This window comes from Marinobacterium arenosum, from assembly GCF_019795155.1.
Taxonomy (GTDB): domain Bacteria; phylum Pseudomonadota; class Gammaproteobacteria; order Pseudomonadales; family Balneatricaceae; genus Marinobacterium_C; species Marinobacterium_C arenosum.
This window is the reverse complement of record NZ_JAILYN010000013.1, coordinates 70,692-95,120: the sequence shown is the minus strand read 5'-3', so window position 1 is coordinate 95,120 and position 24,429 is coordinate 70,692. Positions and strand designations below refer to the sequence as shown.

Below are 24,429 nucleotides of genomic sequence, written 5' to 3'. Positions count from 1 at the left end.
GCGAGAGATGGCATCCACTGCCTGACTGAAATGCATAAAAAAATCCGGAACCCTTAACATGGATTCCGGATTTTCTCTTGCCTGATCAGCAAGTTAAAGAGCTTAACTGATCGGCATTACGCCGAAGCGGGTTTTAAAATTGGTCGGTGGAACCGGCGTTCAGCGATCACACATCCAGGTTGGCCACCCGCAGCGCGTTGCTTTCGATAAAGGCGCGGCGCGGTTCAACCTCGTCGCCCATCAGGGTGGTAAATAGCTGATCGGCGGCGATGGCGTCGTCGATGGTGACCTGCAGCATGCGGCGCGCTTCCGGGTCCATGGTGGTCTCCCACAGCTGGTCCGGATTCATCTCACCCAGTCCCTTATAACGCTGGATGCTATGGCCACGACGGGACAGATCGAGCAGCCATTGCAGGCCGGTTTCGAAGTCGGTCAGCTCATGGCGGCGCTCACCGCGCTGCAGGTAGGCGCCGTCCTCAATCAAGCTCGCCAGGGTTTCGCCCATGGCGCGCAGGGCAGCGTACTCCTTGGAACGGAAGAACTCGCCGTCGAGCAGGTAGTCCTGCGCCACACCGTGATGGACATAGCGCACCTGAGGCACGAACTGGGAGTGCTCCTTGTCTTCCACCAGGCTGCAGCTGAACTTCTCGGCGCTGTTCTCATAACCGGCCAGCTGGTCCTCCAGTACGTCGCACCACTCGGATACCTGTGCCTGATCCTGCAGCTGGTCAGCCGCCAGCGCGGGCATTTCCAGCATCGAACGCAGCGCCTGGGTCGGATAGAGCCGTGCCAGCCGATCGATAATACGCTGTACGTTGCGGAACTGCTGGACCACTTTCTCCAGCTGCTCACCACCGATCCCCGGCGCAGTCTCATTGACGTGCAGGGTGGCCCCCTCCAGCGCGCCCTGCAACAGGTAAGCCTCCAAGGCCTCGTCGTCCTTCAGGTACTGCTCCTGCTTGCCCTTCTTGATCTTGTACAGCGGCGGCTGGGCGATGTAGACGTAACCGCGCTCGATCAACTCCGGCATCTGACGGAAGAAGAAGGTCAGCAGCAGGGTACGGATATGGGAGCCGTCCACGTCGGCATCGGTCATGATAATGATGTAGTGGTAGCGCAGCTTGTCCGGGTTGTACTCCTCGCGGCCGATACCACAGCCCAACGCGGTGATCAGGGTGCCGACCTCGGCGGAGGTCAACATCTTGTCGAAGCGGGCCTTCTCGACGTTGAGGATCTTACCCTTCAGCGGCAGGATCGCCTGGGTACGGCGGTCACGGCCCTGCTTGGCGGAACCGCCTGCAGAGTCACCCTCCACCAGGTAGAGTTCAGACAGTGCCGGATCCTTCTCCTGGCAGTCGGCCAGCTTGCCCGGCAGACCGGCGATATCCAGCGCCCCTTTGCGGCGGGTCATCTCGCGCGCCTTACGGGCTGCTTCACGGGCCCGGGCGGCATCGATCATCTTGGAGACCACGGCCTTGGAGTCCTGCGGGTTCTCCTGCAGGAACTCGGACAATTTTTCACCCATCATCTGCTCGACCGCGGTCTTCACCTCGGAGGAGACCAGCTTGTCCTTGGTCTGGGAGGAAAATTTCGGATCCGGCACCTTGACGGAGATGATCGCTGTCAGGCCCTCGCGGCAGTCGTCACCGGTAGTGGCGGTCTTGCTACCCTTGTTCAGGTTTTCCGCTTCAATGTAGTTGTTCAGGCAGCGGGTCAGCGCGGTGCGGAAGCCGGACAGGTGGGTACCGCCATCGCGTTGCGGGATGTTGTTGGTAAAGCAGTGGATGCTTTCCTGGAAGCTGTCGTTCCACTGCATCGCCACCTCGACGCCGACGCCGTTCTCATGCTCGGCGGTGAAGTGGAACATCTTGTTGATCGGGCTCTTGTTGGTGTTCAGGAACTCGACGAAGGCGCTCAGCCCGCCGTCATAACCGAACAGCTCCTCACGGCCGCTGCGCTCGTCCTTCAGCATGATGCGCACGCCGGAGTTCAGGAACGACAGTTCACGAAGCCGCTTGGCCAGAATATCGTACTGGAACTGGATATTGCTGAAGGTATCCGGCGACGGGAAGAAACGGACGCTGGTACCGCTGGCCTCGGTTTCGCCGATCACCTTGAGCGGCTCGCGCGGCACGCCGTGCTCGTAGATCTGTTCATGTACCTGGCCGTTACGGCGAATGGTCAGCCGCAGTTCGGTCGACAGGGCGTTCACCACCGACACGCCGACCCCGTGCAGACCACCGGAGACCTTGTAGGAGTTGTCGTCGAACTTGCCGCCGGCATGCAGCACGGTCATGATCACCTCGGCGGCGGAGACCCCTTCCTCCTCGTGAATCTCGGTCGGGATACCGCGGCCGTTGTCGGAGACGCTGACGCTGTCATCGGGATGGATCACCACGTCGATCTGCGAGCAGTGGCCCGCCAACGCTTCGTCGATGGAGTTGTCGACGATCTCGAACACCATATGGTGAAGACCGGTACCGTCGTCGGTATCACCAATATACATACCGGGACGCTTACGTACCGCATCCAACCCCTTCAGGACCTTGATACTGGAGGAATCGTAATTCTGGTTCTCTTCACCGCTCATTCAGTCGGTCTCCTAATTAATCTGCTCTTCGCACACTGCCGTCCTCAACGACGAAGTGTGCCGTGTCGACCGCGGCTCCCCAGCTCTGCGGCAGCGAGCGCCGATCGACACAGGTGATAAAACACTGGTTGTTCGCACCTGCCAGGTATTCGCAGAATGTCTGGCTATGATGACTGTCCAGCTCGGACGGCAGGTCATCGATCAGGTAGATACAGGCCCGTTGGCTGAGCTGGTGAAACAGGCTGCCCTGAGCCAGCTTCAGTGCGCTGACCACCAGTTTCTTCTGGCCCCGCGACAGCCGCTCGGCGGCGTTGTAGCCATCCGCCTTGACCCGCAGGTCGGCTCGCTGGGGGCCGTAACTGGTAAAGCCCTGGCGCAGGTCGCGTTCAAAGCTTTCCGCCAGATGCTGATCGAGCGGACGCTTGCGATCCCAGCCGGGACGGAAGCCGATCTCGACCGAAACACCGCTCAGTAGCCGGGCCAGTATGGCTTCAAACGCCGGTTTCAACAGCTCGATATAGCGCGCCCGCTGGTCGGTCAGCTGTTCGGCATAGCGAACAAATTCCCGGTCCCAGACAGCGCGTAGCCGATAGTCGATTTTACCACATTTCAGCAGTGTATTTCGCTGCTTCAATACACGCCGAAAGCCGCGCCAGAGCTGGATAAAGCTACGCTCGGCATGGAACGAACCCCAGTCGATATATTGGCGCCGTGCCTGCGGGCTGCCTTCCAGCAATTCAAACGTGTCGGCATTGATCACCTGCAGCGGCACCAGCTCGGCCAGGGTCGACAGGTCGATATTATTGCCGGCATAGCGGTACAGGCTGTCGCCGTCCAGCTGTCGCTGTACGCCGAGCCGTTGCGGACGTCCCTGGCCGAGCGGATCGATCTCTGCGGCCACCAGGCAGTGGCTCTGCTGGTGCTGGATCAGGTGGCGGATATGCTGGGTTCGAAAAGAGCGCCCGAGGCCGAGCAAGTGAAGCGCTTCCAGTACGCTGGTCTTACCGCTGCCATTCAAGCCGGACAGGATGTTGACCTGTGCTGACGGCTCGATTTTGACCTGGCTAAGGTTGCGGAGGTGTTGGATTTCCAGACGGGAGATCGACATGAAGGCGAGGGCGGCTAATCAGGTACCGCCGGGATGTTTGAAACACCCCGGCGATAGCAACTGCTTACATGCGCATCGGCATGACAACGTAGAGGCTGTCCTCTTCGTCATAGCCCTGCAGCAGGGCACTGCTGTTGGAATCGGATACGGTGATACGTACCACATCAGAGTTGAGGATCGACAGTACGTCCAGCAGGTAGTTGACGTTGAAGCCGATCTCCAGCGTATCGCCCTGGTAATCGACCGCCACAGTCTCTTCCGCTTCCTCCTGCTCCGGGTTGTTAGCCATCACCTGCAGGTAACCGTTGGTCAGTGACAGCCGTACGCCACGGTATTTCTCGTTGGACAGGATCGCGATCCGGCTGAACACCTGGCGCAGTTCCTGGCGATCGCCGAGGATCTCCTTGTCGCCGTTCTTCGGAATGACCCGCTGGTAGTCCGGGAACTTGCCGTCGACCAGCTTGGAGGTGAAGATGAAGTCGCCGACATGGGCTCGGATATGGTTGGCACCGATCACCAGCCGAACCGGCTCTTCACCGTGTTGCAGCAGGCGGGCCAGCTCCAGGATCCCTTTGCGCGGTACGATGATCTGGCTCAGACCGTCGGTCGCCACTTCGGCATCGACCCGGCAGGTCGCCAGCCGGTGGCCGTCGGTGGACACCGAGCGTACGCCGCCGTCACCGATCTCCAGCAACATCCCGTTCAGGTAGTAACGCACGTCCTGCTGGGCCATCGAGAAGCCGGTCTTGTCAATCAGCCGGCGCAGCTGCTGCTGGGCCATGCTCAGCTCCAGCGCCTGCGGGCCGTCCTCGACGTTGGGGAAATCGGATGCCGGCAGGGTGGACAGGCTGAAGCGGCTGCGGCCGGCCTTGATCACCATCTTCTGACCATTCAGGGCCAGCTCGATGCGGGCGTCATCCGGCAATGACTTACAGATATCCATCAGCTTACGGGCCGGCACCGTCACCGAGCCGGCTTCGGCGGGCTCATCGAGGGTTACCCGGCCGACCAGTTCAACCTCAAGGTCGGTACCGGTCATCGACAGCTGATCACCTTCGGCTACCAGCAAAATGTTGGACAGCACCGGCAGCGTCTGGCGACGCTCGACGACGCCGGCAACCAGCTGCAGCGGTTTAATTAAGGCTTCTCTGGAAATGACAAATCTCATCGGTTACCCACCTTGCACCTTATTCCGTCGATCCATTACGCCGTCAGATGGCGCAGCAAATTCTGATAATCTTCGCGGATGTCCGTATCACTTTCACGCAGCTCCTTGATCTTGCGACAGGCGTGGAGCACGGTGGTGTGATCACGGCCACCGAACGCGTCGCCAATCTCCGGCAGGCTGTGATTGGTCAGCTCTTTGGCCAGACTCATCGCCACCTGACGCGGGCGCGCAACCGAGCGGCTGCGGCGCTTGGACAGCAGGTCGGACACCTTGATTTTAAAGTAGTCAGCGACAACGCGTTGAATGTTATCAATACTAACCTGTTTGTCCTGCAAAGCCAGCAGGTCTTTAAGAGATTCTTTGATAAATGGCGTAGTAATTGCACTTCCGGTGAAGTGAGCGTTGGCGATCACCCGCTTCAATGCTCCTTCCAGCTCTCGCACGTTGGAGCGGATCTTCTGCGCCAGGAAGAAGGCGGCGTCGTCCGGCAGCTGAATTTTCGCTTCCTCGGCCTTCTTCATCAGGATCGCTACCCGGGTCTCCAGCTCCGGCGGTTCAATCGCCACCGTCAACCCCCAGCCGAAGCGTGACTTGAGCCGCTCCTCGACGCCACTGATCTCCTTCGGATAACGGTCCGACGTCAGGATCATCTGCTGACCGCTCTCCAGCAAGGCATTGAAGGTATGGAAGAACTCCTCCTGGGATCGCTCCTTGCCGGCGAAGAACTGAATATCGTCGATCAACAACGCATCCACCGAACGATAGTAGCGCTTGAAATCGTTGATCGCATTGAGCTGCAGCGCCTTTACCATGTCGGCCACGAACCGCTCGGAATGCAGATAAACGATGCGGGCATTCGGGTTGCGCTTGCGCATCTCAATACCGACAGCGTGCATCAAGTGGGTTTTACCCAGGCCGACGCCGCCATAGATAAACAGCGGGTTGTAAGCGCTGCCGGGATTGTCCGCCACCTGCTGGGCCGCCGCCAGTGCCAGCTGGTTCGATTTACCCTGTACGAACGACTGGAAGGTAAATGCCGGGTTCAGATTCGACTGATGCTTGATGCCCCCTTCGACATCGATCTGCCGCTCCGGCATCGCGCCGATCATGCCCGGCATCAGCGACTGCTGCACCGGCTCTTGTACCGGGCTGGCAGGCGCCATTGTCGTAGCAGCGGCGCTGGTCGTTGCGGCATGCTCGGCCGTAACCGGGGTGTTGCTCTCCATGGCCGCTGCCGCCGGACTCTGCATGATCGGGGTCGCTTCGGCAGCCGGTGCCGGCGAAGGCCCGGGATGAAAACCGCTGGCCGGCGCCACCCGCGCGGCCGGACGCGGCCGAACCGGGGCGGTCGCCATCCGCCGCTGCATCAATGGCGATGAGCGCTGCGCGACCTCCAGCCGCACATCCAGGCTGATATCGCCACTCTGTTCGGCCACCACCTGGCGGATCCGAGACAGGTACTTGTCATTGACCCAATCGCGGACAAAACGGTTGGGCGCCAGCAGCACCAGTGCACCCTGAACATCCTCGGCCACCTTCAAAGGACGCACCCAGGTGTTGTATTGCTGGGCAGGAAACTCCGCCTGCAGGCTCAGCAAACAGCGATCCCATAGCTCCACCGACATGAATCCGCCCTCTCTCCTTCCGGCATTTCGGCTATACCGCGCCTGAATATTCTGAATAACCTCAAGAGGGCGATTTTAGCCTGTGTTTCGGCTGTTATCCACAGACAATCCCAAATATACCCGCCCCCTACACCCAGGGTTATACACATTGTGTAGAAGCCGACTCCGGCCGGGCCGGCTGGTCAAGCGTTGACCACAGCCTTGGAACAGCCTGTCCAAGCGTTTTTCCGTGCTTTATACCACAACCCATCTATATGTTTTAAATAGGTTAATTATAGATATCCACACTCACGCACAGGGTTAACCACAATAACAATCTGCCGTTTTCACCGTGCTATGGAGCCAGCAGACACGACTGGCACGACTGGCACGACTGGCACGACTGGCACGACTGGCACGACTGGCGCGACTGGCAAACAGTGGGCCCGCTCCGACAGGGGAAGGGCAGAGGCGTATAGAGAAAAAGAACCTGTACTTTCTTTAATCAGCACTTGAAGTCGGTCAGCGGATCCCCTAGAATTTCGCGTCTGATTTTTGACTCGTGGATAATCAGCCACCTAAACATTAGCTAGCGTTAGTAGGACTGCGGCAATGAAAAGAACTTTCCAACCCAGCGTACTGAAGCGCAAACGTACTCACGGTTTCCGTGCCCGTATGGCCACTAAAAACGGTCGTCAGGTCATTAACCGTCGTCGCGCTAAAGGCCGTAAGCGTCTGAGCGCTTAATCTCGGCTACCTCTGGTCTGGTTGCCTGAGATGGCCGAATTCGAATACCCCCGCCAGTTACGTATATTGACTGGCGGGGGTTTTAAATCCGTTTTCAATAATGTCACCTTAAAGGTGCCAGACCAGCACATCCTTCTTTTGGCCACCCCCAACGGCCTGTCTCACCCCCGCATCGGCTTCGTAATATCGAAAAAAAATGTCCGCCGTGCTGTCAAACGCAACCGCGTTCGGCGTATCATGCGCGAATCTTTTCGCCTGAATCAGCATCAGTTGCCGGCCGTGGATATTCTGGTGCTTGCCCGTCCGGGGCTGGGTGAACTAGAGAAGGACGAACTGCATCGACTGGCCAAGAAGTGCTGGTCGCGACTGCGTAAAAAAGCCCAAAAATCACTGAAATAACAAACCGGTTAATCACACCATGGATTTTCAGCGAGTCATCTTGGTTGCCGCCCTGGCAGTCATCTCCTATGTATTGGTTCTCCAGTGGAACGAAGACTACGGCCAGCCGGCGGTAGAACAACAACCGGTCGCCTCCAGCTCGGCCTACGGCACCAATGGCAGCGCCACTGAACTGCCTGCCGCCGATAGCGAAAACGGCGGCGCGGACCTTCCGGCCAGCACCGCGGGCGACACCCAACCCCAGCAACAGCTGATCCGGGTCAACACCGACGTGCTGAACCTGGTGATCGACCGCAAAGGCGGCGACATCATCGAGGTCTCTCTGCCGAAACAGAAAGCCAGCCTGGGCAGCGAGCAGCCGTTCGTGCTGATGGAGCAGACCCAGAACCGTACCTATGTCGCCCAGAGCGGCCTGGTCGGCGCCAACGGTCCGGATGCCAGCAAGGCCGGTCGCCCGCTCTATAACAGCAGCGCCAGCACCTACCGCCTGGCCGAGGGCGAGCAGCAACTGCAGGTCGACCTGACGCTGACCGACGCCAACGGCGTGCAGATCACCAAGCGGTTCAGCTTCCAGCAGGGCTCCTACACTGTCGGTGTCAGCTACATCATCGACAACCAATCCGAGCAGCCCTGGCAGGCCAACCTGTTCGGCCAGATCAAGCGCGATCGCAGCAGTGATCCGACCTCCACCACTGACATGGGCATGCAGTCCTATCTGGGCGCCGTGTTCTCCACCGCCGAAGACAACTACATCAAGATTGACTTCGACGACATGGATGACGAGGGCTTCAAGCAGAAGTCCGCCGACGGCTGGGTGGCTTTCGTCCAGCACTACTTCATCAGTGCCTGGATTCCGGCCAAGGGTGTCGACTACACCTACCAGACCCGCAAGCTGAACGGCAACTACATCGCCGGCTTTATCAGCCCGTCGCTGGACATCGCTCCGGGTGAAAGCAAGACCGTTGCGGCCGACTTCTACGCCGGTCCGAAAGATCAGGAGCAGATGGCCGCCGCCGACGAAGACCTGAAGCTGACCGTCGACTACGGCTGGCTCTGGTGGGTAGCGTCGCCGCTCTACATGCTGCTGAAGTGGATCCACAACGTGCTCGGCAACTGGGGCCTGGCGATCATCGGCATCACCGTACTGGTGAAAGCCGCGCTGTTCCAGCTGAACGCCAAGGCGTTCAAGTCGATGGCCAAGATGCGCAAGTTCGGCCCGGAGATGCAGCGTCTGAAGGAGATGTACGGCGACGACCGCCAGAAGATGTCCCAGGCGATGATGCAGCTGTACCAGAAAGAAAAGATCAATCCGCTGGGCGGCTGCCTGCCGATCCTGGCGCAGATGCCGATCTTCATCGCGCTGTACTGGGTGCTGATGGAGAGCGTGGAACTGCGTCACGCCGAGTTCCTGTACCTGGCCGACCTGTCAGTCAAGGACCCGTACTTCATTCTGCCGATCCTGATGGGCGCCAGCATGTTCATCCAGCAGATGCTGAACCCGACCCCGCCGGACCCGATGCAGGCCAAGGTGATGAAGCTGCTGCCGATCCTGTTCACCTTCTTCTTCCTGTGGTTCCCGGCCGGTCTGACACTGTACTGGGTGGTGAACAACGTCCTGTCGATCGCCCAGCAGTACGTGATCAACAAGCAGATCGAGGGTGGCGAGCCGGCTGATAAAAAAGCCTGATCGCGCTGTTAGACTAAAAAGGCTCCCTGATGGGGGCCTTTTTCGCTTTCTGGCATTTTTATTTCAGGTTCGTTCCCAGTCTTAACGAGCAACCGCTATGCAGAATCTCAATCAGGATACCATTGCCGCCCAGGCCACCCCGCCGGGGCGGGGCGGGGTCGGCATAGTCCGGGTTTCCGGCCCGGACGCCGGCCGAATCGCCGAGCAGGTGCTGGGGCTGACGCCCAAGCCGCGCTATGCCCATTACGGCCCGTTCCTGGCCGCCGACGGCCAGCAGATCGACCAGGGGATCGCACTGTTCTTCCCCGGCCCGAACTCCTTTACCGGTGAAGACGTGCTGGAACTGCAGGGCCACGGCGGCCCGGTGATCATCGACTTTATCCTCGACCGGGTAATTTCTCTCGGTGCCCGGGCGGCCCGGCCCGGCGAGTTCTCCGAGCGGGCCTTCCTGAACGACAAGCTCGACCTGGCCCAGGCCGAGGCGATCGCCGACCTGATCGACAGTGCCTCCGCCCAGGCCGCCCGCTGTGCGCTGCGCTCACTGCAGGGCGAGTTCTCGCGCCGGATCCACGAGCTGGTCGAGTCGTTGATCCAGCTGCGTATCTACGTCGAGGCGGCGATCGACTTCCCGGAGGAGGAGATCGACTTCCTGGCCGACGGCAAGGTGCTGACCGACCTGAAGACGATCATCGGCCAGCTCGGCGCGGTGCAGGCCGAGGCCCGCCAGGGCAGCCTGATGCGCGAAGGGATGAACGTGGTGATCGCCGGCCGACCCAACGCCGGTAAGTCCAGCCTGTTGAACGCCCTGGCCGGCCGCGACAGCGCCATCGTCACCGATATCGCCGGCACCACCCGCGACGTGCTGCGCGAACATATCCATATCGACGGTATGCCACTGCACATCATCGATACCGCTGGCCTGCGCGACGCCCCGGATGAGGTGGAGCGGATCGGCATCGACCGCGCCTGGCAGGAGATCGAACGCGCCGACCGGGTACTGCTGATGGTCGACGGCACCAGCACCGACGCCCGCGATCCGGAACAGATCTGGCCGGAGTTCATCCACCGGCTGCCGGAGCCGGACAAGGTCACCGTGATCCGCAACAAGGCCGACCTCAGCGGCGAGCAGGTCGGCCTGGAGCCGCACCCGCACTACACGCTGATCTCGCTGTCCGCCAAGGCCGGCGGGGGGATCGACCTGCTGCGCCAGCACCTGAAGGACTGCATGGGCTACGCCAGCACCACCGAAGGTGGCTTCATGGCCCGCCGTCGTCACCTGGACGCATTGCAGCGGGCCAGCGAGCTGCTGCACACCGGCCAGGCCCAGCTGGAGCTGAACGGCGCCGGCGAACTGCTGGCCGAAGACCTGCGTCAGGCCCAGCAGGCCCTGAACGAGATCACCGGCGAGTTCACCAGCGACGACCTGCTCGGCCGCATCTTCAGCTCGTTCTGCATTGGAAAATAAGCTCCCCCGGGACGCCTGAGCGATCGGGCGTCCCTTTCAAGCCCTCTTGGGCAATCAGGCTACCGGCCGCGCAATTCACTGATGTTTCCGCTCAGCCGATCTCTGTCATGGTGTCGCATTTAGCTGGACAAATGGCGCCGGCACGCTCAAGGCGTATCGGTCGGCTTACAGTTGCTGTCTACGGCAGCTTTACAGCTAGAAAGCTTTTCACTTTCCCCTTGGATTCTTGCTGCCAATCTCACTGTTTGAGCGAAACCGTCAACGAAAAGAGCCCCCACTCATCAATCCGTTCGATGCTGTTCAGCGCTTGATACAGTGCCTGTAAAGATCGTTATACATTTGCGCAAAATAGTACCAAACCCCGCCTGTGCGCTGCTTAAACTGCCTGCGAGCTTTTCGGAACCGATGCCCGAAAGGATACGAATTCCGTGCAGCAGTACCCGGCTAATAGCCCTTCTCTCGAATTACGCACCCTTTACGAGATAAACCAACAGACCAGTACCGGTTAACCCCCTGAGAGGAATCTCTGATGAATAAGCTTACCCAAGTCGTATTGGCCACCGCTTTCAGCACTCTGTTACTCTCGCCGGCCTATGGCGCATCGGCCAAGTTCGCCGCGCATGCCAAGGATATGAGCAACCTGCAACTGATCTCGACCACCGAGCAGAATGCGGGCTTTGCCAACGCCCCCGTTTACACCACCTTGATGAGTGCCGGTATCCGTACTGCCAACAAGAAGGATCTGCTGATCGGCGTCTCGCTGGAACTGGGCCTGCACACCGAAACCAATGTGAAAGGCAAAAACGGTACCGCAGAAAAAGCCGGCGCCAAGGGCGGCGTGGCAATCCGGGTATTGGTTGACGGCGTGGAAGCCGCGCCGGGTCAGGTGATCTTTACCGAGCGCTATCAGGAGCTGTCCGCGGTGATGGGCGGCGTCATCGAAAGCTGTGACGTCAGTGTGGATCCACTGACCGGCGACGGCACCATCACCATCGCCGATGATTGTGAAGTAACCGCCGAGGAGATCGGTCTGATCCTGGAAACCACTGCGGCTCACCATTTCAACTTCATCATGCCAAATATGGAGCCGGGTGATCACTTTATCGAGGTGAAAGCGGATTTGTACTCCAGCACCGAGCTATCCGGCGAGTACGATATCGATGGTGATAACAGCGCCAAGGCCTGGGCCACCGTCGGGGTCGGCTCGCTGACCGTGCAGGAGGTGCAGGCGGTCAATATCAAGGATTCAGACGGCAGCGGTACGGATCTACAGCTATAATCCCTGCGATCTCAGCCTCCAAGCGGGGCTGACACCAACGGCGGCGGCTGAGCCGCCGTTTTTTTGTTGCATGCTAGCCGGCACAGTAGAAGCGATCGTTGAGCAGCCCCGGCCACAACCGCAACCAGTCGGCCTGGCTGTGGACATCGCTGACCACCCGAAGACGCACACAGTTATCCCCAGGAAAGGCTTTTTTATAAGCCTGCGCCATCGCCTCCTGAGAGCTGGCCAGCTGGCCGGCGATCCAGTGAGTCTGTGCCAGCGCCGCCAACCGACGGTGGTAGATCAACGGATCGGAGCTGGGCGGCGGCTCACGACCGGTCTGGCGCGCCCAGATCGTCGGCGACAGCGTTCCATTGATGGTGTGCAGATGGTCGATCTGACCGCTCACTGCGGCGACCTTCAGCATCAACGCGGCGGCATCGCCGATCGCCACCACCTCCAAACTCTGGCCGCCGGTCTGCTGCTTCAGCTGCGCCAGCATCCGACCGACCGCTTCGGCCAGCTCGGTGGAAAAGCGCTGTTCACCGCGAAACGAGCTGTCACAGCCGGTCGCCCAGCGGCTGGCACAGGGGTAGACCGCATAGTAGGCGGCGCGATCGGCTCGGAACAGCCAGTATCCCAGCTCTTTACGCGGCTGGTAGCGGCCATTGAACCAGCCGCTCAGGTCCGCTTCGATATAGAGACGCAGGTGCTTGGTCGCGGCGGTCGGCTGGCGTAGCAGATCCATATCGAACTGGCCGGCCTGCAGCCGAAGCCGGTCAAGCTCCAACGACGCCTGGCCATCCTCATATCGCTGCTGGGCACAGCCGAGCAACCCCACCATCAGTACAGTGACCACTATCCAGCGCATGGCAGCCGATTCTCCCTGGTCCGCATCATAAAGCCCGATCATACCGAAGCCGCTGGCCAACGCCCATTTTCTTATCCACAATAGGCTGTGTGTTGACTGTTGGCCGGGGGCGTATAGATTGCCAAAATGGCTGTTGGTAACTTAGCCTGTGCATAACCACCACTTTTATACACAGTTTTGGGAGGGGGTTGTGAGCAACTTCATCCCAGCAACAAGACAGGGTTTCAGCTCCCGTATCCGCATGTTTTTATTAACATTTTTAGAGTTAGCCACAGAATGGGCCGCCACTAAAAACAATACATAAAAACAAACCTCTCTTTATATATTCATATTCTTCTATATTTTTGATTTACAAACCAAGCAAACGATCTGGCTATTTTTTGATCATTCCTTCGCCTCTCCGGCCGTTGTATACTTGCAGCCCTTCCTGCCAACCGTCCGTCGTTGGTCTCGCGTACCTAATCTAAAAGAGTTTGAGGATTGCATAAGTGGATTATCCCACCCGCTTTGATGTCATTGTGATCGGTGGAGGCCATGCCGGCACCGAAGCGGCACTGGCCGCCGCCCGAATGGGCGCCCAGACCCTGCTGCTGACGCATAACATAGAGACGCTGGGTCAGATGTCCTGTAATCCGGCGATCGGCGGCATCGGCAAGAGCCATCTGGTCAAGGAGATCGATGCGCTGGACGGGGCCATGGCGCGGGCGACCGACCGTGGTGGTATCCAGTTCCGGGTGCTTAATTCCCGCAAGGGCCCGGCCGTACGTGCCACCCGCGCCCAGGCTGATAGGGTGCTGTACAAGGCGGCGATCCGCCAGATCCTGGAAAACCAGCACAACCTGCTGATCTTCCAGCAAGCGGCCGACGACCTGATCGTCGAAGGGGAGACCGTCAAGGGGGTGGTAACTCAGACCGGCATCCGTTTCCACGCCGAGTCGGTAGTGCTGACCGCCGGCACCTTCCTGGGCGGCAAGATCCATATCGGGCTGGAGAACCACTCCGGTGGTCGCGCCGGTGATCCGCCGTCGATCACCCTGGCCGACCGGCTGCGCGAGCTGCCGCTGCGGGTCGACCGGCTGAAGACCGGTACGCCGCCGCGCATCGATGCCCGTACGGTCGACTTCAGCCTGATGCAGGAGCAACCGGGCGACACTCCGACACCGGTGATGTCGTTTATCGGTTCAGCGGCGGAACAGCCGCGCCAGATCAGCTGCTACATCACCCACACCAACGCCCGCACCCACGAGATCCTGCGCAGCGGGCTGGATCGCTCGCCGATGTACACCGGGGTGATCGACGGCGTCGGGCCGCGTTACTGCCCGTCGGTGGAAGACAAGATCATGCGCTTTGCCGACAAGGAAGCGCATCAGGTATTCGTCGAGCCGGAAGGGCTGACCACCCATGAGCTGTATCCCAACGGTATCTCGACCAGTCTGCCGTTCGATATCCAGCTGGCGGCGGTGCGCTCGATCCGCGGTTTCGAGAACGCCCATATCACCCGGCCGGGCTACGCCATCGAGTACGATTTCTTCAATCCGCAGGATCTCAAGCACAGCCTGGAGACCAAGGTATTGGCCGGGCTGTACTTCGCCGGCCAGATCAACGGCACCACCGGTTACGAAGAGGCCGGCGCCCAGGGGCTGCTGGCCGGCGCCAATGCGGCGCTGCGGGCACAGGGCAAGGAGCCCTGGTATCCGCGCCGCGACGAGGCCTATATCGGGGTGCTGGTCGACGACCTGATCACCCTCGGCACCTCGGAACCCTACCGGATGTTCACCAGCCGGGCGGAATACCGGCTGATCCTGCGCGAGGACAATGCCGACCTGCGACTGACCGAGACCGGTTACCGGCTCGGCCTGGTTGGCGAGGAACGCTGGCGCCGTTTCTGCGACAAGCGCGAGGCGATCGAGCGGGAGCAGCAGCGGCTGCGTGACAGCTGGGTGCAGGCCGGTTCATCGGAAGCTCAGCAACTGGCCGATAAACTGAGCACACCGCTGAGCCGCGAATACAGCCTGGCGGACCTGATCAAGCGGCCGGAGCTTGGCTATGCCGACGTGGCCGGCCTGAAGGGCGAGCCGGTCAGCGACCGCCAGGTCGCCGAGCAGGTCGAGATCCAGTTCAAGTACGCCGGCTACATTGATCGCCAGAAGGAGGAGATCGAGCAGATGCGCCGGCAGGAAAACACGCCGTTGCCGGCGGTCTTGGACTACGACCAGGTCGGCGGCCTGTCCAACGAGCTGAAGAGCAAACTGAAGGAGATCCGTCCGGAAACTATCGCCCAGGCCAGTCGGATCCAGGGCATGACGCCGGCGGCGATCTCGCTGTTGTTGGTTTATCTGAAAAAACACCAGCTGGCCGAGCGCCAGCAGAAGGCGAACGGTTAATGGAACAACAACTGAAACAGCGTCTGGAACGCGGCATCGACAAACTCGGCCTGACGCTGGGCAAATCCCAGGTTGAGCAACTGCTGGCCTACCTGCAATTGCTGATCAAATGGAACCAGGCCTACAACCTGACCGCGGTGCGGGATCCGTTGGAGATGGTCGACCGTCATCTGATCGACAGTCTCAGCGTGTTGCCGTACATCCAGGATGAGCCGCTGATCGACGTCGGCAGCGGCCCCGGCCTGCCGGGTATTCCGGTGGCGATCTGTAAACCGGATATCGCCGTCACTACGTTGGACAGCAATGGCAAGAAGACCCGCTTCCAGCTGCAGGTCAAGGCGCAGCTGGGGCTCGACAACCTGACGGTGATCCAGAGCCGGGTCGAACAGGCCGATATCGCACCGGCCCGCCAGGTGATCTCGCGGGCCTTCGCCTCGCTGGCCGACATGATCAACTGGTGCCAGGCGCTGTGCAGCGAAGATGGTATTTTTATCGCCATGAAAGGACTGTATCCTGACGACGAACTGGCGCAGCTGCCGCCGGGCTACCGGTTGCAGGCCAGCCATCGGCTGCAGGTGCCGGGCACCGAGGGCGAGCGTCATCTGCTGATTGTCGGGAGAAGCTGAGCGTGGCCAAGATTCTGACCATTACCAACCAGAAAGGCGGGGTCGGCAAGACCACCACCTGCGTCAACCTGGCGGCATCGCTGGTGGCGACCAAGAAGCGGGTGCTGCTGATCGACCTGGATCCGCAGGGCAACGCCACCATGGGCAGCGGGGTCGACAAGCATGAGCTGGAACATTCGGTTTACGAACTGCTGACCGATCAGGCCAAGATCGAGCAGGCGATCGTACGCAACAGCCCGGCCGGCTACGACCTGATCGGTGCCAACGGCGACCTGACCGCGGCCGAGGTGGAGCTGTTGCAACTGCCACGGCGCGAATTCCGCCTGAAGATGGCGTTGATGGAGCTGGCCGACGAGTATGATTTCGTGCTGATCGACAACCCGCCGTCGTTGAACCTGCTGACCGTCAACGCGCTGTCCGCCTCCTGCGGGGTGATCATCCCGATGCAGTGCGAATACTACGCGCTTGAGGGGATCTCGGCGCTGATCGGCACCATCGACAAGATCAACCAGCGGCTCAACCCGAAGCTGAAGATCGAGGGGATTCTGCGCACCATGTTCGATCCGCGCATGAGCCTGACCAAGGATGTTTCCAGCCATTTGGTCGAGTATTTCGGCGACAAGGTCTACCGCACCGTGATCCCGCGCAACGTGCGCTTGGCCGAGGCACCCAGCCACGGCCTGCCGGCACTGCTGTATGACAAGAACTCCCGCGGCGCGATGGCCTACCTGTCACTGGCCGGCGAACTGATCCGCCGCACCGAACAGGAACAGGCGCAAGCCCGCGAAACGGTACAGGAAGCTGATTGATGGCGGCAAAGAAACGAGGACTGGGCCGCGGCCTGGAAGCGCTGTTGTCCAACGTGAGCCCGGCGGCGGAGCAGGCTGGCGATGTCACCGAGGTGGCGATCGACCAGGCCGGCGACGGCTACCGGTTGCTGCCGGTACACCTGATCCAGCGCGGCAAATATCAGCCGCGTCGTGACCTGGAACCGCAGGCGCTGGAGGAGCTGGCGGCGTCGATCCGGGCCCAGGGGGTGATGCAGCCGATCGTGGTGCGGCCGATTGGCGGCGAGCGCTACGAGATCATTGCCGGTGAACGGCGCTGGCGCGCCAGCCAGATGGCGGAACTGGAGGAGATTCCGGCGATCGTGCGCGATGTGCCCGATGAGGCGGCGATCGCCATGGCGCTGATCGAAAACATCCAGCGCGAGAACCTGAACCCGATCGAAGAGGCGGTGGCGCTGGCCCGGCTGCAGGAAGAGTTCGAACTGACCCAGCAGGAGGTGGCCGAGGCGGTCGGCAAGTCGCGCTCGGCGGTCACCAACCTGTTGCGGCTGATCAACCTCGGCGACGAGGTCAAGAAGATGCTGGAGTACGGCGATCTGGAGATGGGCCATGCCCGGGCACTGCTGAGCTTGAGCGGCGACAACCAGCTGGCGGCGGCCAACGAGGTGGTCGGCAAGGGGCTGTCGGTACGCCAGACCGAAGCGCTGGTGCGCAAACTGCAGGAGGGCGGCGAACTGCCGCCGCGCAAGCCGGCCAAGGCGGCGGCCGACCCGCAGCTGGAACACTGGGCCGGCGAACTGTCCCGCAAGCTGGCTACCAAGGTGCAGATCTCCGGCAACAGCCGTGGCAAGGGCAAGATCACCATCGCCTATGACTCGCCCGATGCGCTGGAGTCGATCCTCGCCAGCCTCAACTGAACATTCACCGCCCGCCGGCCGGCGGACGGTAACCTCTCCTTAACCTTGCCGCGTTAGCGTGGAAATCCGGTCTGCGGCAAGGGCTACTACATTAGTGCAAATACCTATTTCGCTGGTTGATGCCGGGTTGGGAACTCCATATAATCTGCACGCTGATCTAAGACGCATGCTTGGCATTTAGAGTTTCGACCGGGGAAAGCGCGCAAACGAATGGGCAAGGGGAACCGTAAACAGGGGGTCCATAGTGAGCGGATGCGCGGCAGGATTTACCGAATTCTCCTGGTCCAGGCGGGATTAACGCTGCTGATAGCGCTGCTGCTGGCCGGTTTTGACCGGACGGCAGGCTACTCTGCGCTGCTCGGGGGCGCGATCTACCTCATCCCCAACCTCTATTTCGCCCGGCGCGCGTTACGCCATAAACCCGGCGCATCGGCGGGCCAAGTGTTGGCTGAGATGTATGCAAGTGAAATATGGAAAATGGGGATGACCGCGCTGCTGTTCGCCGCCGCGTTCATCCTGGTTCGACCATTGAGCCCATTTTCCCTATTTGCCACTTTTATCCTGCTGCATCTCGTGAATTTTGCGGCACTGGTATGGCTGAATAAAAGGTTCCAAAAACTTTGACTGAGAGAAACTGAGAATGGCTAGCGGAACTGTCACATCCTCAGAGTACATATCGCACCACTTGACCAACTTGACGTTTGGCTATCATGAAAAAACCGATAGCTGGCGTTTTGTCAATACTGATCCGGCTCATGGTGAGCTGGCGTTGCCCCAGGAATTCGGTTTCTGGGCGATCAACGTCGACACCCTGCTGTGGTCTGTCGGTCTGGGTGTTTTCTTCCTGTGGTTCTTCAGCAAGATCGCCAAGCGCGTCACTGCCGGGGTGCCGGGTAATACCCAGAACTTCATCGAGACGGTCATCGAGTTCGTCGATGACAACGTGAAGGGGATCTTCCACTACAAGAACCCGCTGGTTGCGCCGCTGTCGCTGACCGTCTTCGTGTGGATCTTCCTGATGAACGCCATGGACCTGGTTCCGGTTGACTGGCTGCCGTACATTGCCGGTCAGATGGGGCTCGGCTACATGAAAGTGGTGCCGACGACCGATGTGAACGCGACCGGTGGTATGGCCATCAGTGTCTTCGGGCTGATCGTCTACTACAGCATCAAGCAGAAAGGTTTGGGCGGCTTCCTGAAAGAGCTTTCATTCCAGCCGCTGCCGAAGATTTTTCTGCCGTTCAACCTGTTCCTGGAAGTCGTTGGCCTGCTGGCCAAGCCGGTCTCCCTGGCACTGCGACTGTTCGGTAACATGTATGCCGGCGAGATGATCTTTATCCTGATTGCGCTGTTGCCGTTCTGGATGCAGTGGGTGCTGTCCGTGCCTTGGGCGATCTTCCACATTCTGATTATTACGCTGCAGGCATTCATCTTCATGGTGCTGACAATCGTCTACTTGGCGATGGCTCACGATGAGCATTGAGTTAGTGATCGCGAAAAACAGTTTGCTTTAAAACTTGAACTTAACCTTTAGATATAGAACTTTGGAGAAATCAAATGGCTGAATTGCTGTATATCGCTGCTGCGCTGATGCTGGGTCTGGGTGCAATTGGTGCTGCTATCGGCATCGGTATCCTGGGTGGCAAATTCATCGAGGGTGCTGCGCGTCAGCCGGAACTGGTCCCGCTGCTGCGTACCCAGTTCTTCATCGTAATGGGTCTGGTTGACGCTATTCCGATGATCGGTGTAGGCCTTGGTCTGTACGTCCTGTTCGCTGTTGCCGGCTAATAAGTAGACCGTTTTTGGACCCGTCTTGGGTAACTACTTTTTAGGACAACCGCGAGAGGTAATGGCGTGAATATCAATCTCACCATCATTGGTCAGGCCATCGCGTTCGCTATCTTTGTTGTCTTCTGCATGAAGTATGTGTGGCCGCCGATTACGGCTGCACTGGCAGAGCGCAAGAAAAAGATCGCCGAAGGCCTGGACGCTGCCGAGCGCGCTGCGCGCGATCTGCATCTGGCCCAGCAAAAGGCCGCTGCAGACATGCGTGAAAGCAAAGAGCAGGCTGCCGCCATCATTGAACAAGCCAATAAGCGGGCTAACCAGATCATCGATGAAGCCAAAGAGCAGGCGCGTGAAGAAGCTGAACGCGTAAAAGCTGCTGCCCAGGCTGAAATCGAACAGGAAGCAAACCGCGCCAAAGAAGCCCTGCGTGCGCAGGTTGCAGTTCTGGCCGTGGCAGGCGCTGAAAAGATCCTGGAAGCCTCTATTGACGAGCAAGCCCACGCACAGCTGGTTGAGAAGCTGGCTGCTGAGCTTTAAGCGAGGTTTATGATGGCTGAACTCAATACAGTCGCACGGCCCTACACGAAAGCTGCGTTTGAATATGCGCTGGAAAAGGGCAGCCTCGATCAGTGGTCATCGATGCTGGTCACCGCTGCTGCGGTGACTCAGGACGATCGGATGACCCTCGTACTGGGTAACCCTGCTCTGACAAGCGAGCAGAAAGCCGAGGTCGTGATCTCCGTCTGCGAAGAACAGATGGATGAAGCCGGCAGGAACTTCGTGTTCCTGCTGGCGGAAAATCGACGCCTGGCTCTGCTTCCGGAAATCTTTGCGCAGTTCGAACGGCTGAAGGCGAACCACAACAAGTCCGTCGATATCGACGTGACCACCGCCTTCGAGCTGACCGAGCAGCAGCAACAGAAACTAACTCAGGCGCTCGGCACCAAGTTGGGACGTGAAGTGAACCTGACCGCACAGGTGGACAAGTCCATTCTGGGCGGCGTGGTGATCCGCACCGAAGACCTGGTGATCGATGGCTCAGTTCGCGCGCGAATCGCGAAACTGGCCGAAGCGATGAATTCCTGAGTGTGAGGAATAAACATGCAGCAACTGAATCCATCTGAGATCAGCGAGATTCTCAAGAAGCGCATCGAAAAGCTGGATGTGTCTTCTGAAGCCCGTAATGAGGGCACTATCGTCAGCGTATCCGATGGCATCATCCTGATCCACGGTCTGGCTGACGTGATGTACGGGGAGATGATCGAATTCCCTGGCGGTATCTATGGTATGGCGCTCAACCTGGAGCGCGACTCCGTGGGTGCCGTAGTACTGGGTGAATACCAGGGCCTGGTAGAAGGCATGACTGCCCGTTGTACCGGCCGCATCCTGGAAGTACCGGTCGGTCCGGAACTGCTGGGTCGCGTGGTAGACGGCCTGGGTAACCCGATCGACGGCAAAGGCCCGATCGATACCAAACTGACCGACGCTGTCGAGAAAGTGGCGCCGGGCGTAATCGCCCGTCAGTCCGTTGACCAGCCGGTGCAGACCGGTCTGAAGTCCATCGACGCGATGGTGCCGATCGGCCGTGGCCAGCGTGAGCTGATCATCGGTGACCGTCAGATCGGTAAATCCGCGATCGCTATCGACGCGATCATCAACCAGAAAGGTACCGGCGTTAAGTGTATCTACGTTGCCGTGGGCCAGAAACAGTCCACTATCGCCAACGTGGTTCGCAAGCTGGAAGAGCACGGTGCGATGGATCACACCATCGTGGTTGCTGCCGGCGCGGCCGATCCGGCTGCGATGCAGTTCCTGGCGCCGTACGCTGGTTGCTCCATGGGTGAATACTTCCGCGATCGCGGTGAAGACGCGCTGATCGTATACGATGACCTGACCAAACAGGCCTGGGCATACCGTCAGATCTCCCTGCTGCTGCGTCGTCCGCCGGGCCGTGAAGCTTACCCGGGTGACGTGTTCTACCTGCACTCCCGTCTGCTGGAGCGTGCTGCACGCGTTAACGCCGACTACGTTGAGAAGTTCACCAACGGTGAAGTTAAGGGCCAGACCGGTTCCCTGACCGCACTGCCGGTAATCGAAACTCAGGGTGGCGACGTATCCGCGTTCGTACCGACCAACGTTATCTCCATCACCGATGGTCAGATCTTCCTGGAAAGTGACCTGTTCAACTCAGGTATCCGTCCGGCGATCAACGCCGGTCTGTCTGTATCCCGTGTAGGTGGTGCAGCCCAGACCAAGATCATCAAGAAGCTGGGTGGTGGTGTGCGTCTGGCACTGGCACAGTATCGTGAATTGGCTGCGTTCGCACAGTTCGCATCCGACCTTGACGATGCCACCCGTGCTCAGCTGGAGCACGGTCAGCGCGTAACCGAACTGATGAAGCAGAAACAGTACTCGCCGATGTCCGTCGCGGACATGGGTCTGAGCCTGTACGCTGCCAACGAAGGTTACCTGAACGACGTAGAACTGAACAAAATCCTGGACTTCGAATCTGCCCTGATCGCTTACTTCAACAGCGAATACGCTGACCTGATGAAGCAGATCAACGAATCCGGCGCATACAGCGACGAGATTGCAGCGCAGTTCAAAGCCGGCATTGAGAAGTTCAAGTCTACCCAAACTTGGTAATTACTCATCGGAGTAGGTGATCTGCGCGGCAGCGCCGTGCAGATCAAACGCTAAGTTAAGGTTTTATAGGCGGAACTATGGCAGTCGGAAAAGAGATTAAAACGCAGATTGCGAGCATTGGCAGCACGCGCAAAATTACCAGCGCCATGGAAATGGTGGCTGCGTCTAAGATGCGCAAAGCCCAGGATCGCATGCAGTCGTCTCGCCCGTACGCCCGGAGTATCCGTGGCGTAATTCAGCACCTGGCCAAGTCCAACCCTGAATACAAGCACCTGTACCTGCAGGAACGTGAGGTCAAGCGCGTCGGCTTCATCGTGGTGTCGACCGATCGTGGCCTTTGCGGCGGTCTGAACATCAACGCGTTCAAAGCTGCGCTGACCGAAATGAAAGCCAACAGCGACAAGAGCATCGAAGTCGATGTTTGCGCGCTGGGCTCCAAGGCGGTCACGTTCTTCAGGAACTTTGGCGGTAATGTCGTTGCGGCGAAAACCCACCTGGGTGATGCGCCGGAAGTGGCTGAACTGATCGGTGCCGTCAAGGTGATGCTGGATGCCTATGACGAAGGCAAACTGGATCGTGTGTACATCGTCTCCAACGAGTTCGTGAACACCATGACCCAGAAGCCGGTCGTCGAGCAGGTGCTGCCGCTGAAGGCAGAAGACGATGATGAACGTCTCAACCATCACTGGGATTACATCTACGAACCGGAGGCAAAAGAGCTGCTTAACGGCCTGCTCGTGCGCTACGTAGAGTCCCTGGTCTATCAGGCCGTGGTTGAGAACAATGCCTGTGAACAGGCAGCCCGTATGCTGGCGATGAAGAACGCAACAGACAACGCCGGCAACCTTATTGATGAGCTGCAGATGGTTTACAACAAAGCTCGTCAGGCCGCGATCACTCAGGAAATCTCTGAGATCGTCGGCGGTGCTGCTGCTGTTTAACGCAGTGAACAGGTAAAAAATTAAGAGGATCCGAACATGAGTAGCGGACGTATTGTTCAGATTATCGGTGCGGTAGTCGACGTGGAATTCCCGCGTGACAACGTACCGAAGGTTTATGACGCATTGACCGTCAGCAAGACCGGCCTGACACTGGAAGTTCAGCAGCAGCTGGGCGACGGTGTTGTACGTGCGATCGCCATGGGTCAGACCGAAGGTGTGAGCCGTGGTTGGGATGTAGAAAATACTGGTGCGCCGGTGTCTGTACCTGTAGGTACTGCGACCCTGGGCCGCATCATGGACGTACTGGGTAACCCGATCGACGAATGTGGCGATATCGGGGAAGAAGAGCGCATGCCGATCCACCGTAAGGCACCGTCTTACGCGGAGCAGGCAGCGTCCAACGAACTGCTGGAAACCGGTATCAAGGTTATCGACCTGGTATGCCCGTTCGCGAAAGGCGGTAAGGTTGGTCTGTTCGGTGGTGCCGGTGTAGGTAAAACCGTAAACATGATGGAGCTGATCCGTAACATCGCGATCGAGCACTCCGGTTACTCCGTATTCGCCGGCGTGGGTGAGCGTACCCGTGAAGGTAACGACTTCTACTACGAGATGAAAGAGTCCAACGTATTGGACAAAGTATCTCTGGTATACGGTCAGATGAACGAGCCGCCGGGTAACCGTCTGCGTGTAGCGCTGACCGGCCTGACCATGGCTGAGAAGTTCCGTGACGAAGGTCGCGACGTACTGCTGTTCGTCGACAACATCTACCGTTACACCCTGGCGGGTACCGAAGTATCGGCACTGCTGGGTCGTATGCCGTCTGCGGTAGGTTACCAGCCGACCCTGGCGGAAGAGATGGGCGTTCTGCAGGAGCGTATCACCTCCACCAAGACCGGTTCCATCACCTCAATCCAGGCGGTATACGTACCGGCGGATGACTTGACCGACCCGTCTCCGGCAACCACCTTCTCCCACCTGGACGCGACCGTGGTACTGTCCCGTCAGATCGCCGAGCTGGGTATCTACCCGGCGGTAGATCCGCTGGACTCCACGTCCCGTCAGCTGGACCCGCTGGTAATCGGCCAGGAACACTACGACATCGCTCGTAACGTTCAGGGCGTACTGCAGCGCTACAAGGAACTGAAGGACATCATCGCGATCCTGGGTATGGACGAGCTGTCTGAAGAAGACAAGCAGATCGTAGCCCGTGCGCGTAAGATCCAGCGCTTCCTGTCCCAGCCGTTCTTCGTGGCAGAAGTATTCACCGGTGCACCGGGTAAATACGTGCCGCTGAAAGAAACCATCCGTGGTTTCAAAGGCATCCTGGAAGGCGAATTCGATTCGCTGCCGGAGCAGGCGTTCTACATGGTCGGCGGTATCGACGAAGCGGTAGAGAAAGCCAAGAACATGTAAGTGTTCCTGGCGGACACCTTTAAGAG

22 protein-coding genes are annotated in these 24,429 nt (G+C 59.3%); 17 read left to right on the top strand and 5 right to left on the bottom strand.

Annotation, left to right across the window (positions count from 1 at the left end):
- Window positions 1-166 precede the first annotated feature (166 nt).
- From gyrB to dnaA, 4 genes are all read right to left on the bottom strand, one after another.
- On the bottom strand, window positions 167-2,590 hold the full coding sequence (gene gyrB, locus K6T12_RS08235) for a DNA topoisomerase (ATP-hydrolyzing) subunit B (protein WP_222221328.1): 2,424 nt from the start codon (window positions 2,588-2,590) through the stop codon (window positions 167-169).
- 16 nt (window positions 2,591-2,606) lie between these two features.
- Entirely contained in the window at window positions 2,607-3,698 is a 1,092-nt protein-coding gene (gene recF, locus K6T12_RS08230) for a DNA replication/repair protein RecF (RefSeq protein ID WP_222221326.1), read from the bottom strand.
- A gap of 64 nt (window positions 3,699-3,762) precedes the next feature.
- Window positions 3,763-4,866 carry a DNA polymerase III subunit beta gene (dnaN, locus tag K6T12_RS08225; RefSeq protein ID WP_222221324.1) on the bottom strand — a complete coding sequence of 368 codons (1,104 nt, stop codon included), beginning with the start codon at window positions 4,864-4,866 and terminating at the stop codon, window positions 3,763-3,765.
- 35 nt (window positions 4,867-4,901) lie between these two features.
- Window positions 4,902-6,491, bottom strand: a complete 1,590-nt coding sequence (gene dnaA / locus K6T12_RS08220; protein ID WP_222221322.1) for a chromosomal replication initiator protein DnaA — start codon at window positions 6,489-6,491, stop codon at window positions 4,902-4,904.
- Window positions 6,492-7,082: 591 nt separating this feature from the next.
- On the opposite strand from dnaA, the gene rpmH reads away from it, so the two are divergent.
- The 5 genes from rpmH to K6T12_RS08195 all read left to right on the top strand — a co-directional run bounded on the left by rpmH (window position 7,083) and on the right by K6T12_RS08195 (window position 12,047).
- Complete coding sequence (rpmH, locus tag K6T12_RS08215) at window positions 7,083-7,217, top strand: 50S ribosomal protein L34 (RefSeq protein WP_222221320.1); 135 nt, start codon at window positions 7,083-7,085, stop codon at window positions 7,215-7,217.
- 30 nt (window positions 7,218-7,247) lie between these two features.
- Complete coding sequence (gene rnpA / locus K6T12_RS08210; protein ID WP_222221318.1) at window positions 7,248-7,616, top strand: ribonuclease P protein component; 369 nt, start codon at window positions 7,248-7,250, stop codon at window positions 7,614-7,616.
- Between the two features lie 19 nt (window positions 7,617-7,635).
- On the top strand, window positions 7,636-9,303 hold the full coding sequence (yidC, locus tag K6T12_RS08205) for a membrane protein insertase YidC (RefSeq protein WP_222221316.1): 1,668 nt from the start codon (window positions 7,636-7,638) through the stop codon (window positions 9,301-9,303).
- A gap of 97 nt (window positions 9,304-9,400) precedes the next feature.
- A complete protein-coding gene (gene mnmE, locus K6T12_RS08200) occupies window positions 9,401-10,768 on the top strand; it encodes a tRNA uridine-5-carboxymethylaminomethyl(34) synthesis GTPase MnmE (protein WP_222221314.1) in 1,368 nt (455 codons plus the stop codon).
- A 529-nt stretch (window positions 10,769-11,297) separates the two neighbouring features.
- A complete protein-coding gene (locus K6T12_RS08195; protein ID WP_222221312.1) occupies window positions 11,298-12,047 on the top strand; it encodes a hypothetical protein in 750 nt (249 codons plus the stop codon).
- Between the two features lie 73 nt (window positions 12,048-12,120).
- Here K6T12_RS08195 and K6T12_RS08190 read toward each other — a convergent pair whose 3' ends face one another.
- Window positions 12,121-12,900: a hypothetical protein gene (locus K6T12_RS08190; RefSeq protein WP_222221310.1), complete on the bottom strand. Its 780-nt coding sequence runs from the start codon at window positions 12,898-12,900 to the stop codon at window positions 12,121-12,123.
- A 488-nt stretch (window positions 12,901-13,388) separates the two neighbouring features.
- On the opposite strand from K6T12_RS08190, the gene mnmG reads away from it, so the two are divergent.
- The 12 genes from mnmG (at window position 13,389) to atpD (ending at window position 24,403) form a co-directional block, all read left to right on the top strand.
- Window positions 13,389-15,284, top strand: coding sequence for a tRNA uridine-5-carboxymethylaminomethyl(34) synthesis enzyme MnmG (gene mnmG, locus K6T12_RS08185; protein WP_222221308.1), 1,896 nt, complete (start codon window positions 13,389-13,391; stop codon window positions 15,282-15,284).
- The gene (gene rsmG / locus K6T12_RS08180) at window positions 15,284-15,910 is read left to right on the top strand and encodes a 16S rRNA (guanine(527)-N(7))-methyltransferase RsmG (protein ID WP_222221306.1); all 627 of its coding nucleotides are present in this window, start codon (window positions 15,284-15,286) and stop codon (window positions 15,908-15,910) included. Before mnmG ends, rsmG begins: the two co-directional genes overlap by 1 nt.
- A gap of 2 nt (window positions 15,911-15,912) precedes the next feature.
- On the top strand, window positions 15,913-16,719 hold the full coding sequence (locus K6T12_RS08175) for a ParA family protein (protein WP_222221304.1): 807 nt from the start codon (window positions 15,913-15,915) through the stop codon (window positions 16,717-16,719).
- On the top strand, window positions 16,719-17,615 hold the full coding sequence (locus K6T12_RS08170; protein ID WP_222221302.1) for a ParB/RepB/Spo0J family partition protein: 897 nt from the start codon (window positions 16,719-16,721) through the stop codon (window positions 17,613-17,615). The genes K6T12_RS08175 and K6T12_RS08170 overlap by 1 nt, the downstream gene beginning before the upstream one ends.
- A 210-nt stretch (window positions 17,616-17,825) precedes the next feature.
- Window positions 17,826-18,239: an ATP synthase subunit I gene (locus tag K6T12_RS08165; protein WP_222221300.1), complete on the top strand. Its 414-nt coding sequence runs from the start codon at window positions 17,826-17,828 to the stop codon at window positions 18,237-18,239.
- A 16-nt stretch (window positions 18,240-18,255) separates the two neighbouring features.
- On the top strand, window positions 18,256-19,098 hold the full coding sequence (gene atpB / locus K6T12_RS08160) for a F0F1 ATP synthase subunit A (RefSeq protein WP_222221297.1): 843 nt from the start codon (window positions 18,256-18,258) through the stop codon (window positions 19,096-19,098).
- Between the two features lie 74 nt (window positions 19,099-19,172).
- Complete coding sequence (gene atpE, locus K6T12_RS08155; RefSeq protein WP_222221295.1) at window positions 19,173-19,403, top strand: F0F1 ATP synthase subunit C; 231 nt, start codon at window positions 19,173-19,175, stop codon at window positions 19,401-19,403.
- Window positions 19,404-19,469: 66 nt separating this feature from the next.
- Entirely contained in the window at window positions 19,470-19,940 is a 471-nt protein-coding gene (locus K6T12_RS08150; RefSeq protein ID WP_222221293.1) for a F0F1 ATP synthase subunit B, read from the top strand.
- 12 nt (window positions 19,941-19,952) lie between these two features.
- Window positions 19,953-20,489, top strand: a complete 537-nt coding sequence (locus K6T12_RS08145) for a F0F1 ATP synthase subunit delta (protein WP_222221291.1) — start codon at window positions 19,953-19,955, stop codon at window positions 20,487-20,489.
- Between the two features lie 15 nt (window positions 20,490-20,504).
- Window positions 20,505-22,049: a F0F1 ATP synthase subunit alpha gene (gene atpA, locus K6T12_RS08140; RefSeq protein WP_222221289.1), complete on the top strand. Its 1,545-nt coding sequence runs from the start codon at window positions 20,505-20,507 to the stop codon at window positions 22,047-22,049.
- A gap of 77 nt (window positions 22,050-22,126) precedes the next feature.
- A complete protein-coding gene (atpG, locus tag K6T12_RS08135) occupies window positions 22,127-22,990 on the top strand; it encodes a F0F1 ATP synthase subunit gamma (protein ID WP_222221287.1) in 864 nt (287 codons plus the stop codon).
- A gap of 36 nt (window positions 22,991-23,026) precedes the next feature.
- Complete coding sequence (gene atpD, locus K6T12_RS08130; protein ID WP_222221285.1) at window positions 23,027-24,403, top strand: F0F1 ATP synthase subunit beta; 1,377 nt, start codon at window positions 23,027-23,029, stop codon at window positions 24,401-24,403.
- Window positions 24,404-24,429: the final 26 nt, after the last annotated feature.